At 66.5% G+C, this 11,131-nt stretch carries 9 protein-coding genes; 2 read left to right on the top strand and 7 right to left on the bottom strand.

What is annotated here, in order from left to right:
* Positions 1–30: 30 nt before the first annotated feature.
* The 5 genes from AQZ52_RS10320 to AQZ52_RS10300 all read right to left on the bottom strand — a co-directional run bounded on the left by AQZ52_RS10320 (position 31) and on the right by AQZ52_RS10300 (position 8,218).
* The gene (locus AQZ52_RS10320) at positions 31–1,434 is read right to left on the bottom strand and encodes a nucleobase:cation symporter-2 family protein (protein ID WP_067910085.1); all 1,404 of its coding nucleotides are present in this window, start codon (positions 1,432–1,434) and stop codon (positions 31–33) included.
* Positions 1,435–1,447: 13 nt separating this feature from the next.
* A complete protein-coding gene (locus AQZ52_RS10315) occupies positions 1,448–2,809 on the bottom strand; it encodes an 8-oxoguanine deaminase (protein WP_067910082.1) in 1,362 nt (453 codons plus the stop codon).
* 15 nt (positions 2,810–2,824) lie between these two features.
* On the bottom strand, positions 2,825–3,934 hold the full coding sequence (locus AQZ52_RS10310; protein WP_082697778.1) for a purine nucleoside permease: 1,110 nt from the start codon (positions 3,932–3,934) through the stop codon (positions 2,825–2,827).
* A gap of 75 nt (positions 3,935–4,009) precedes the next feature.
* A complete protein-coding gene (locus tag AQZ52_RS10305) occupies positions 4,010–6,454 on the bottom strand; it encodes a TonB-dependent siderophore receptor (RefSeq protein WP_067910079.1) in 2,445 nt (814 codons plus the stop codon).
* Positions 6,455–6,658: 204 nt separating this feature from the next.
* Complete coding sequence (locus AQZ52_RS10300) at positions 6,659–8,218, bottom strand: amidohydrolase family protein (RefSeq protein WP_205626464.1); 1,560 nt, start codon at positions 8,216–8,218, stop codon at positions 6,659–6,661.
* Between the two features lie 157 nt (positions 8,219–8,375).
* On the opposite strand from AQZ52_RS10300, the gene AQZ52_RS10295 reads away from it, so the two are divergent.
* Positions 8,376–9,320, top strand: a complete 945-nt coding sequence (locus AQZ52_RS10295) for a LysR family transcriptional regulator (protein ID WP_067910076.1) — start codon at positions 8,376–8,378, stop codon at positions 9,318–9,320.
* A gap of 85 nt (positions 9,321–9,405) precedes the next feature.
* Complete coding sequence (locus AQZ52_RS10290; protein ID WP_067911991.1) at positions 9,406–9,936, top strand: phosphoribosyltransferase; 531 nt, start codon at positions 9,406–9,408, stop codon at positions 9,934–9,936.
* A 45-nt stretch (positions 9,937–9,981) separates the two neighbouring features.
* On the opposite strand, the gene AQZ52_RS10285 is transcribed toward AQZ52_RS10290, so the two are convergent.
* Both AQZ52_RS10285 and AQZ52_RS10280 read right to left on the bottom strand, forming a co-directional pair.
* Entirely contained in the window at positions 9,982–10,653 is a 672-nt protein-coding gene (locus AQZ52_RS10285; protein ID WP_067910073.1) for a cytochrome b/b6 domain-containing protein, read from the bottom strand.
* A 6-nt stretch (positions 10,654–10,659) separates the two neighbouring features.
* Positions 10,660–11,121 (bottom strand): c-type cytochrome, encoded by a 462-nt coding sequence (locus AQZ52_RS10280; RefSeq protein ID WP_067910071.1) that lies wholly within the window; start codon positions 11,119–11,121, stop codon positions 10,660–10,662.
* Between the last annotated feature and the right edge of the window lie 10 nt (positions 11,122–11,131).

Below are 11,131 nucleotides of genomic sequence, written 5' to 3'. Positions count from 1 at the left end.
GCAAAAAAGCGCGCACTCGTCACCACCCGCTCAGGCTCCATCCCCGGCGATAACGGCCGCTTGCGGTTCCTCGTCGCCCGCCGTTTCCTCGGGCAGCAGCAGATTGAGCAGGATCGCCAGCACCGCCGCCGGCAGCACGCCCGATGCAAGCAGCATCCGCGCCGTCTCGGGCAGATGGGCCAGCGCATCCGGCTCCAGCTGCAGGCCGAGCGCGAGCGAAAGGCTGACCCCGAACACCAGCATGTTGCGCTGGTTCCAGGTAACCCCCGCGAGCATCGACAGCGCGGCGGAGGCGACCATCCCGAACATCACGATCACCCCGCCGCCCAGCACCTCGATGGGGATCGTGGTGATGCCCGCGCCGATCTTGGGCACCAGCCCGCAGATCACAAGGAACACCGCGCCCAGCGTCACCACATGGCGGCTCATCATGCCGGTGATCGCGATCAGGCCCACGTTCTGGCTGAAGGTCGTGTTGGGCATCGCGCCGAACAGCGCCGCCAGCGCCGTCCCCGCGCCGTCCGCCGCCACGGCGCCTTTCAGTTCGGCATCGGTCGCGGGCCGGCCCGCTGTCCCCTCGCAGATCGCTTCGACATCGCCGATGGATTCGATGGAGGAGACGAACCCCGTCAGCACGAAACCGAGAATGGCCGATGCGGAGAGGGCAAAGCCGAAATGGAACGGCTGCGGCACCATGAACAGCGGTGCCGCGCCCACCGCCGCGAACGAGATCCGCCCCATCATCAGCGCCACCAGATAGCCCGCCAGCAGCCCCAGCAGCACCGAAGCGGTCGACCATATCCCCCGCGCGAAAAACTTGAGGCCCAGCGTCGCGAAGACGACCACGCCCGCCAGCAGCCAGCTGTTCGCCGCGCCGAACGCGGGCGTGCCCACCGCGGGGACACCGCCGGCCGCATACTGAACCCCGATCCGCATCAGCGAGAGCCCGATCATCAGCACGACAAGGCCGGTGATCATTGGCGGCAAGGCAAACCGCACGCGGCCCACGAAAACGCTGAGGCCCCCATGCACCAGCCCGCCGATCAGAGCCGCCGTCGTCAGCTCCGCCATCGCGCCCACGCCGCGCCCCGCCACAATCGGGATCATGAGCGGGATGAAGGCAAAGCTCGTCCCCTGCACCAGCGGCAGCCGCGCGCCGATGGGGCCGAAGCCGACCGTCTGCATCAGCGTCGCGATCCCGGCAAACAGCATCGCCATCTGGATCATGTAGATAAGTTCGGACGGGTCCGCCGAACCGAACCCGAAGCCCGCCGTGCCCGCCACGATGATCGGCGGCGTCAGGTTGGAAACGAACATCGCCAGCACGTGCTGGATGCCGAGGGGAAGCGCGAGGGCCATGCCGGGGAAGAAATCCGGATCACGGGCCTGAGCCCGGCTGACCGACTTGGGCAATCTTCCAGCAGAGGGGGGCACGGCGGGCAGTCTCCTATCCGGTGGCAATGAGCCTATCGAGCGAGCGGCGCGCCGCGCCGAGAATGGCGGCGCGCGATGTCTGCACGAGGTCGCCCCCGCGCACGACGGGGCGGCCTTCGACAAACAGGTCGCGCACCCCTGCCGGCGGCGCGAGCACCAGCCCCGCGACGAGGTCCCAGGCGCCGGTGGACGAGACATCGGCCATGTCCCACACGGCAACATCGGCGCGCTTGCCCGGCACCAGCTGGCCCAGATCGGTCCGCCCCAGCACCGCCGCCCCGCCGCGCGTCGCGAGCTTCAGCGCCTCGCGCGCGGCAAACGCCGTCGACCCGTGCGTCACCCGCTGCAGCAGCATGGCCTGCCGCGCCTCGCCGAGCAGGTTCGCGCTGTCGTTCGAGGCCGATCCATCGACGCCAAGCCCCACCGGCACCCCGGCATCGACCATGCGCCGCACCGGCGCCACGCCCGATCCCAGCCGGCAGTTTGATCCCGGGCAATGCGCCACGCCGGTCCTGGTGCGCGCAAACAGGTCGATCTCCTGCGCGTCGAGCTGCACGCAGTGGGCATGCCACACATCGGGCCCGGTCCAGCCGAGCTCTTCGGCATATTGCCCCGGCCGGCAGCCGAAGCGTTCAAGGCTGAAAGCCACGTCGTCGGCATCTTCGGCGAGATGGGTGTGCAGCATCACGCCCTTGTCACGCGCCAGCAGCGCCGCATCGCGCATGAGTTCGCGGCTCACCGAAAAGGGCGAACAGGGGGCCACGCCCACGCGCACCATCGCGCCGTCTGCCGCGTCGTGGAAGCGGTCGATCACCCGGATGCAGTCGGCAAGGATCGCATCCTCGCGCTCGACCAGACTGTCCGGCGGCAGGCCCCCGGCGCTTTCCCCCACGCTCATCGCGCCGCGCGTCGCGTGAAAGCGCAGGCCGATCCCCGCAGCGGCATGGATGGTGTCATCCAGCGTCACGCCATTCGGAAACAGGTAGAGGTGATCGCTGCTCAGCGAACAGCCCGAAAGCGCCAGCTCGGCCAGCCCCAGCTGCGTCGCGGCGAACACGTCATCGGGCGTGTAGCGCGCCCAGATCGGATAGAGACGCTTCAGCCAACCAAACAGCGAAGCCTCGGTCGCCCCCGGCACCGCGCGGGTCAGCGTCTGGTACAAGTGGTGGTGGGTGTTGATCAGCCCCGGCGTCACCACGCACCCCGCCGCCTCGATGATCACATCGGCATGGCCTGCCAGCGGTGCGAGTTCGGCGGTAGTCCCCACCGCAAGGATCACGCCGTCCTTGAGCGCCACCGCGCCGCCGGGAATCTCGCTCCCCGCGTCGTCCATAGCCGCGATCACGGCCGCGTTGCGGATGAGCGTCAGCGTCATGTCAGCACCGCACCCTCATTTCGGCGGGCTCGCTTCATAGCGGTCCCAATGCGCTGTGATCTCGTCCACGACCTTGCCGCCGACCGCATAGAGGCTCTCCAGCGCCGCGGTCATCCCGGCATAGCCCTGGTTCTCGCTCAGGAGATAGGTTGCCGCATCCACTCCCGGCGGCGGCATCGTGAAATTGCTGCCCGCCCGCAGCACCATGACGCGATTCCGGTCGGCCCGGCCCACCTTGGTGAGGTATTCGATCGACTGGACGGTGCCGGTCTCCTCCATCGCGGAGGTCACGAACTCGCCCTTCCCCCGCGTCCAGAACTTCGTCCAGTCATTGGCCCACTGCGTCATCTTCGCGCCGTGCCAGAAGGTCATCGCCGCCAGATTGTCGCCCTTGAGCACGAACGGCGGCTTCTGCGCATTGGGATAGCCCTTGAACGCCGTCCGCGCCTCGGCGATCCGCGCGTCATCGGGGAGCGCCATGTCCCTGGTCAGGGCAAAGGCCCAGTCCTGCAGCGCAGGGTTGAGCTCGAACATTTCGCCGTTCGCCGGGTCCAGCGGCGTGGGGTCCATCGGACCCTTGCTGTGGAGCGCGAAATAGCCGCTCTTCCAGTCCTTGGGGATTTCGCGCGCATCGATCTCGTGCGCCATGTCGCCGTCGATCAGGTAATGCGCCCAGGCAGCCGAGCCGACCGAGGCGTCCTCGGGATCGATCCCGGCAATCCCCGCCACCAGCCAATAGGCCTTGGACAGCTCGAGCCGATCATCCAGCCCCAGCGCCAGCGCGGCGGTGGCGGACTTGATCGAGCCCATGCCCGTCACGATCGCCAGCACACCCGTCTCGGGATCATAGGCCAGATCATGCCAGCCTTGCGGGAACGGCAGCGTCTCGGTCAGGTGGCGGCGTTCCTTCCACAGCTGGAACTCGCCCGGCTTGTCGCCGGTATCCTTGCCGATCTCGAACATGGTGACGACGACCACGCGTACCGGCAGCCTGGCCGCGCAGGGCCGCGCCGGCGCACAGGCCCGCACAGCCGCCAGCGTCGCCGCATCGGCGACCGGAGCCGCATGGGCAGCCGCGGGCAGCAGCAGGCAAAGAGCGCAAACGAGGCGCGCGAAAAGACGCATGGGTATGGTCACCCTGAAATCACGTCAGAAATAAGAGGCGAGGGACGGCGCTTCCGCCCCTCGCCCATGGCCCGGTCAGAACTTGTAGACGACCGAGGCCTGCCAGCTGCGCGGACGCTCGGGCAGCGCGATCGTGCCGCCGAACAGTTCAGTGAAGTTGGCGCGGAAGTACTTGGCATTCGTCAGGTTTTTCACGACCGCGCGGAACAGCCACGGCCCCTTCGTGTACGACACGCTGCCATCGACCAGCGTGTAGGCCGGCAGGCGGATCGCCTGCGACTGGCCCGAAAACACCGACGGAACATGGCTGACACTGCCGGCAAACGCGAGACCATTGTCGAACGAGTAGGTAGCAGTCGCCGAGAACAGATCCTTCGGAATACCCGCGCGGCGCGACTGGTTCTTGTTCGCAACCGGCACGAGACCAAACAGCTGGCCACCAAAGTACAGCGAGGGATCCTTGACGTTGGTGAGATCGCCCACGCCGAAGAAGCTGAACAGCGATCCGTCGTTCAGACCCGTCAGGTTGTAGACGTTGGTGCGGGTATAGGCGCCGGTCACCAGGAAGTGCTTGTCCACCGACCAGCGCATTTCAGCTTCGAGGCCGCGCGTCTCGACCGCCTGGTTCACTGTGATCGACTGCGCGTTGAAGTCGACGCGGCTCTGCTTGTAGACCGACACGGCGGCATAGAGACGGTTATTGAGGAACGAGCCCTTGATGCCGCCTTCATAGAGCTTCGAGGCGGTCGTCCACGTCTTGCCCTTGAGGTTGCCCGGATCGAGCTCGGCGCCCTGCCCGGCGATCACCACCGACTGACGGGAGATCGTGGCATAGGGCACGAGGCCGAACGGCAGACGGTAGTTGGCGCTGGCCGACCACGACCACACACCCTTGGTGTCCTGACCGACATCGCCGTTCTTAGAACGGGTGCGGGTCGCATCGCTCGACGACTTGCCCTTGATGTTGTCGTAGCGGGCACCCAGCGTCAGATCGAGACCGAAGTCGAAATCGAGGTCGGTGAGACCGGCGAACCCGAAATCGGTGTAGTAGCCGCGCAGGTAGGACGAGTAGTCCTTGCCCGACTGGGTCGAGAGCAGGCGCGTCGAGAGCGCGTCATAGCCCTTGGTAAGGTCAACACGGTGGAAGTACTCGTAGTCGAAATCGTCACCGTGCAGGAAGTCGGTGTAGCGCACCGACGGCGACAGCTGGACCGAGAACTTGCCGACGTTCGTGGTGAACTTCTTCGAGAGGACGATCTTGTCCTCGATCACGTAGGAATTGTGGAACTGCGAGAAGCCGTAGGCGTTCTCGTTGATGTTGTCATAGCCGTCGTAGAACAGCTGGTTCTTGATCTCGAGATCGTTCCCGAGGTCCCAGATCAGGTCCATGTAGGCGGTGGTCGACTTGTTCCACAGCTTGTCGTTGGGGCCGGTCAGCGTGTTGCGGCGGTCGAGCTTGGCCGTGCCGACGCCGGTCAGCGCAAGCTGCGGGAAATTCGCCTTGAGGCACGCGTCGGTCCAGCCCGCCGGGCCCACACCCTTGTTGTCGCACGCAAACGTGCCGAACACGCCGAACGAACCCGCCGCATCGAACTCGTCGGGCGAGATCTTGCCATCGCCGCTGGTGTCGAGCGGCTTGGCGGAACCGGTGATGTAGGTGCCGTTGTCGACGAGGTCCTGCGTCAGGCGGTTCCAGCCGCCGTTCTGCTGGCCTTTGTAGTTCTGGTACATGCCGCCGAATTCAAGCCGCAGATTGGGCGTGAGGTCGGTATCGAACGAACCCTGCAGAATGGTCTGCTTGGTGCTCATGTTGCGATAGTACGAGCCCGAATCCTCGACCTCGGCGTAGAGGCTGTAGCCGAACGCCTGGCTGCCGAGCTTGCCGGGGCCGCGCAGTTCGGCCGAAAGCACGCTCTTCGACCAGCTGCCGCCGGTGTACGAGATCTGGCCTTCGGGATTGTCCATGTACTTGCCCTTGGCCACGCGGGCCGACTTGGGCACGAAATTCATGTAGCCGCCGGTCTTCGACGGGCCATAGATCGGCGAGGCCGGGCCGCGCACGATGTCGATGCGGTCCGAGGCGCCGATCGGGGTCGGGTAGTTGCCGGGATTGTCGAGCCGGCGCACGCCGCGGAAGTAGACTTCGCCAGGGGTGCCGCGAATGTCGAGCGCACCGCCGACGCCGAAGAACGAGTTCGTGAAGGTGCCCGGAGCCTGCGCGACGAGGTCGTAGATCTCGCTCACGCCGAAGCGCTCGAGCTGCTCTTTCGAAATGGTCGAGGCCGAGCGCGGGGTTTCGACAAGGTTCTTGTCGAAGCCGAAGATCGAGCCGACATCCTTGACGGGCAGTGCGCCAAGCGAGCCGACGACGACGATCTCTTCCTTGGCCGGCTGTTCGTCGGCCGGGGCCTCCTGCGCGAAAGCCGGAACGGTCAGCGCGGTGCAACCGAGAAGCAGGGCAAGGCCTTTGACAAGGCCGCGCGGCGCAGCAGACTGCGCAGGTTTGTTCGGGTAGAGCATTGAGTTGACCCCCTGGGACGCAAATGGCGCTCCGCCCTCACCTCACGTGAGGAGCGCGATGCGCGTGGTTGAACCGCGCCTCTCCCGCAAACCATCGGGCAGTCTTCCCGGCCGCCATGCCGCTATGCGGCATCCCCTTGGCCAAGCGCACCCGTTTTTTATCATGCCACCAAAGCGGCGGACCGTATTATTTGTGTTGCGTTCTTAAGACACCTTTCGCGCCCGCGCCAGCCGCTCGGTCTCGTAGGTTGCAAATTGGTGTTCAAGATCCATCTGCAGTCGCGCCTTCTCGTTGCTAGCCAGATACTTGGCGCATGAAGGTGTGGCAGAATCAGCACAGGCGGGCACCGGCACCAGCCCAACCGGATCGGACCAGAGTGCCCCGCCGGGCACGAAGGAATAGGCAAGGCCCGCACGCGCGATGCGCTTGAGATCGCTGTAACCGAGGCCCTGTTCGCGCACCGCGCGGACATATTCGTTGGTCATGTCCGAGCGCAGCACGCCCTCGTCATCGGTCGATAGCACCACCGGCACGCCGTGCGCGCGGTAGAGGTTCAGCGGGTGGTCCGCGCCCTTCACGCCCAGGATCACGGCATTGCTGGTGAGGTTGATCTCGACCGCAACGCCCTCGCGCGCCATCCGCGCCATGGTATCCTCGGCCCGGTCCTCGAAGGCGATACCGGTGCCGTGCCCGATCCGCTTCGCGCCCACAGCCACCGCCTGCGCGATGTGATCCCGAAGGTCCGCCGGCGGCACCTGCCCCAGCGTGACCTCGCCCGCATGCAGGGTCATCTTCACACGGGGATACTTCGCGGCCAGCAGGCGCAGCATCGCCATGTGCAGGCCATAATCGCGCCGCGCCAGCCACGCATCCTCGGGCATCACGATATTGATCCCGACAAAGCGCGGATCGGCGTTCGCCATCATGAAGCCCAGGATCAGCGAGCGATAGACCTGCCGCGGCGGCAGCGCCCGCAGCGCCTGGAACAGGTAATGGACGGCAACCTTGCAGGCCGGTTCCGCCGCCGGCGTGCCGCAGGCCATCGCCTTGGCCGAAACGGCCTCGTCGGCATCGAGCTCGGCGCGCGCCTTGGGGATCAGGCCCGCGAAGGCCTTCGCCTCCTCGGCGTAGACCGCCGCCAGATCGCCTTGCGCCAGCGCAGCATCGCCCGCCGCGCGCACCACCGACGTCAGCGTCAGCGTGTTGTGATCAAGCTCGAGGTAGGAAACGGTGTCGCCCGCCGCTGTGCGCCGCGCCGCCGTCAGCATCTTCGCGGTTTCGCCGCCCATCGGCCCGAACCGTTCGAACGAGCGGAAGAACTGGGTATGGCCGGACGCATCGTTCGCCCCCACTCCGCGCTGGACTCCGCGCGTCGACATCGCATCGATCAGCCGGTCCATGGCAAATTCGTGGGCGGCGGCAAAGGTGGTGATCCGCCGCTCGGCCGGGCACGGCGGCGGCTCCACACTCAGCCCGCCGGCATCGACGCAGAAGCCCTTCTCGTCCGCCCAGGTCAGGAAATCCTCGGCGTAGATCGCACCAGCAAGGTGGTTGTGGAGGTCGCCGCCCTTGGGCATGCCGCGCAGCAGCACGCGCAAGGCAGGCGGGCTTTCGCGCGCCTCCTCGATCAGTCTGGCGACAGCCGCCTCGCGCGCGGGATCGCTTAGTGCCGGCTCTGCCAGCGCAGGTGCAGCAGGAGCGGCCAGCAGCACCGCGCCCAGCGCGCGCGCCACCACGGCCCACAATTCCGCACTCCCCCGCACCAGGTTACCGCCCCTTCTATTGCACTGCAGCGTGATTATGATCTTGACCTGTTTCGCGCAACTGCAATGAATCGCGCAAGGTGTTGCGAAAATTAGGCAGGGTAAAATCCCGGCCATGACCCGCCCAGACAGGCCCCGCCCAGACAGGACCCACGACGTGCCGGCATTCTCCCGCTTCCTGCGCTATTTCCTCGCCGTCGGCCGCCTCGGCTCGATCCGCAAGGCGGCGGACGAACTCAATGTCTCCGCCTCCGCGATCGACCGCCAGATTCTCAACGTCGAGGCCGAAATCGGAATGCCGCTGTTCGAGCGTCTGCCCACGGGCCTGCGCCTCACGGCGGCGGGCGAAATCCTCATGGCCGCCGGCGGGCGCTGGCAGAAGAGCCTTGGCGAAGTGCGCGCCCAGATCGAGGACTTGCGCGGGCTGAAACGCGGCCACGTCGAGATCGCGGTGATCGATGCGCTGGCCAAAGGCTTGATCCCTGCCGCGATCCGCTCGCTGCAGAGCCGCTACCCCGGCATCACCATCGAAGTGAAAGTTGCCGCCAACGATGCCGTGCGCCGCATGATCGCCACCGGCGAGGTCGATTTCGGCGTGTTTTTCGGCCCCGAATCCTATCGCGACATCACCGTGCGCGCCTTTGTCGATGTCCACCTCGGTTTCATCACGCCGCCGGGCCATCTTCTCGCCGGCCAGGCCGAGGTGCGCTTTTCCGCCTGCGCCGGCTCGCCGGTCGTCGTGCCTTCGGCCCCGCTTGCGGTCCATCAGCAGATCGCCGTGCTTGAAGGCACCACGCGCCTCGTGCTGGATCGCAAGGCCACCAGCAACAACATCCAGATGATCACCAGCCTCGTCATGGAAGGCGTCGGCATCGGCATCCTCACCTCGCTCGATGTCGTCACCGAAGTGCGCGCGGGCCTCCTGTCCTTCACCCGCATTTCCGATCCCGTCCTGCGTCCGATGACGCTGGCGCTGTGCACCGCGGCGGCCCGTCCGCCGAGCTATGCCGCCGATATCGTGCTGGGCGAAATCCAGAGCGTCTTCGCCCAGCTCGCCTGGCAGAGCCCGCCACCGGCCACCACCGCCCGCAATAGCGGTTGAAAACGGAGCGCCCACACAATTGCGGTCTGTGCGGCGAACCGGTATCGGCTGTCCCTTGTTGCCCGCCAACCGGACCACGCCTGCCATGACCGAAGCTGCCGCCCCCGTGCTGAACTACATCCCCTATGAGGACTTCCTCGGCAGTGTGCGCCGGCTTTCGCGGTTGCTGGCGGCGGATAGCTGGAAGCCCGATTTCATCATCGGCATCGGGCGCGGCGGCCTCGTTCCCGCCGTCTACATCAGCCACGAACTGCAAGTGCCGATGCTCTCGATCGACCATTCGTCGAAAGTCCCCGGCTTTGCCGACGAGCTGCTTGGCAAGGTGGCCGACAAGTCCACCACCGGCACGCGCCTGCTGTTTGTCGACGACATCAACGACAGCGGCGGCACCATCGTCTACATCCGCGGCCTGCTCGCGGAAAACGGCTGCAACCCGGACAACCTGAGGTTCGCCGTGCTCAAGGACAATTGCCGCTCCAGGGCGCGCGTTGACTACACCGCCGAAGTGATCGACCGCGCCGAGGACAAGCGCTGGTTCGTGTTCCCGTGGGAAGCGGTGATGACCGCCGAAACACTGGCCGAGGAAGCCCAGGCTGTCCCCGAGCGGCTCTCCTGAACCTTCGTCACCCCCGCTTTCGCGGGAATGACAAAGCAAGAGCATTCAGCCGAACCTGAACCCGCCCATCACCGCCCAGGTCAGCGCAGCCACCCCGGCCATCCCGATCAGCGCCATGACCGGCGACCATGTCACGTCCGTCGTGATCTCGCCCTTGGCGCGATCGCGCTTGCCGGTGATCATCGGCCCGATCAGGTCGTGCGCGTTGAGCACCTGGTAGTAGCCGATCGCGAGGATATGCAGGCCGATCACCGTCAGCGCGGCCTTGAACACGCCCTCGTGCCATTCCGATGCCATGCGCCCGGCATCGAAGCTCACCCAGTCCGCCAGCGGCCCGGATTCGATCCCGTCGACATCGACCGCGAACAGGCCGGCGACCGTGATGGCCAGCACCGCCGCCAGCAGCACCGCCACGCTCCAGCCGCCGAGCGGGTTGTGCCCGTCCGTTGGCGCTTCCGGATCATGCGCCTTCACATAAGCGATGACCGCGCCCGGCCCCTTGAGGAATGTCGCGAAACGCGCCGTGCGCGATCCGGCAAAGCCCCAGAACACGCGGAACAGGACGAGCGCGAAGATCGCATAGCCCGCCTGCCGGTGGCGCTCCATCTCGTGATTCTCGCCGCTCCACCAGGCAATGGCGAACAGCGTGATCAGGCTCCAGTGGAACACCCGCACGAAGGGGTCCCACACCTTTACTCTGGCCGTATCCGTGCTCATCGCAGCTTATTCCTCGGCGCGGAACTGCCGGTGGCAGGCAGCGCATGTCCCGCCAACGACCTTGAACTGCGCCAGCACGGCGGCGGTATTGCCCGATCCGGCGATGCCCGCCAGCTTGTCCGCCTCGGCGACGAGCTTGCCGGCCGCCGCATCGAACACCGGTTTCTGCGTCCAGATCGCCGGGAGCGCATCGGTCTTCACGCCCGAGGACGGACCGGTCCCCGCCGGAAACAGGCCGCCCTGCAGCCGCGCGGTGGCCGCCAGCGTGCGTGCCGCTGCCAGCAGCTTGGCCTTGTCCGCCCCGCCGCCCAGCTCGTCCTTCAGCGCCTTCATTGCGCCGCCCATCTTCTTGAAGTTCGCCTGCCGCGCGGCGATCGTCTCAGCCGGAGAGGCTGCGCTGGCGAGCGCGCCGCCGGCCACCAGCGCCGCGGCGAAGGCTGTCAGGAGCATCGGTTTCACTCGGGTCATCGGCAGTGGT

Source organism: Novosphingobium fuchskuhlense, from assembly GCF_001519075.1.
GTDB lineage: Bacteria > Pseudomonadota > Alphaproteobacteria > Sphingomonadales > Sphingomonadaceae > Novosphingobium > Novosphingobium fuchskuhlense.
This window is presented reverse-complemented; position numbering and strand designations above follow the sequence as displayed.

What these genes read in the sequence shown, in the direction of transcription:
- AQZ52_RS10290 (WP_067911991.1), top strand. Translation starts at nt 9,406, where the DNA reads ATGACCGAAGCTGCCGCCCCCGTGCTGAACTACATCCCCTATGAGGAC.
- AQZ52_RS10305 (WP_067910079.1), bottom strand. Translation starts at nt 6,454, where the DNA reads ATGCTCTACCCGAACAAACCTGCGCAGTCTGCTGCGCCGCGCGGCCTT.
- AQZ52_RS10285 (WP_067910073.1), bottom strand. Translation starts at nt 10,653, where the DNA reads ATGAGCACGGATACGGCCAGAGTAAAGGTGTGGGACCCCTTCGTGCGG.
- AQZ52_RS10310 (WP_082697778.1), bottom strand. Translation starts at nt 3,934, where the DNA reads ATGCGTCTTTTCGCGCGCCTCGTTTGCGCTCTTTGCCTGCTGCTGCCC.
- AQZ52_RS10280 (WP_067910071.1), bottom strand. Translation starts at nt 11,121, where the DNA reads ATGACCCGAGTGAAACCGATGCTCCTGACAGCCTTCGCCGCGGCGCTG.
- AQZ52_RS10315 (WP_067910082.1), bottom strand. Translation starts at nt 2,809, where the DNA reads ATGACGCTGACGCTCATCCGCAACGCGGCCGTGATCGCGGCTATGGAC.